Annotated in this window: 1 rRNA gene (only partly in view); it reads right to left on the bottom strand. The window is 57.7% G+C overall.

What is annotated here, in order from left to right:
• Window positions 1–201, bottom strand: a 23S ribosomal RNA gene (locus E7Z54_RS02155); its annotated part runs 555 nt beyond the window's last position; the annotation flags it as partial.

A 201-nucleotide genomic window follows, 5' to 3' on the forward strand; every position in this document is an offset into this window, starting at 1 on the left:
ATCTCGAAGCAGGCTTCCCGCTTAGATGCTTTCAGCGGTTATCCCTCCCGAACGTAGCCAACCAGCCATGCCCTTGGCAGAACAACTGGCACACCAGAGGTTCGTCCGTCCCGGTCCTCTCGTACTAGGGACAGCCCTTCTCAAGACTCCTACGCGCACAGCGGATAGGGACCGAACTGTCTCACGACGTTCTAAACCCAG

This window comes from Nocardioides sp., assembly GCF_004803405.1.
Taxonomy (GTDB): Bacteria; Actinomycetota; Actinomycetes; order Propionibacteriales; family Nocardioidaceae; genus Nocardioides; species Nocardioides vastitatis.